The following is a 319-nucleotide window of genomic DNA, read 5'->3' on the forward strand; positions in this document are numbered from 1 at the left end:
CGCACCGACCGCCTGGAGCGCGTGGCCGCCGAGCACGCCGGTTCCGAGCGCGCCGACCCCGAGCACGCCGACCCCGAGCGCCGCCGCCCGGCGACGCCGCGACCGTCCGACGAGAGGACAGCACCATGACCGGCTTCGACCCGAGGCTCGATCTCGAGATCTCCCGTGTGCTCCGCGCGCCGCGCGCCTCCGTCTGGGCGGCCTGGACCACCCCCGAGCTGTTCGCGCAGTGGTGGATCCCCGCGCCGACGCGCTGCCGGGTCGACGCGATGGACGTGCGCCCGGGAGGTGAGCTCCGGACGTCGATGAGCGACGGCGA

The 319-nt window shown here is 76.2% G+C and carries 1 protein-coding gene; it reads left to right on the forward strand.

Going from position 1 to position 319, the window contains the following annotated elements; genetic code table 11:
- Positions 1-125: 125 nt before the first annotated feature.
- A partial coding sequence (locus IOC53_RS18675; protein ID WP_207408125.1) for an SRPBCC domain-containing protein occupies positions 126-319 on the forward strand: 194 nt, incomplete at its 3' end.

The sequence above is a fragment of the Rathayibacter sp. SD072 genome, from assembly GCF_017355185.1.
Lineage (GTDB): Bacteria > Actinomycetota > Actinomycetes > Actinomycetales > Microbacteriaceae > Rathayibacter.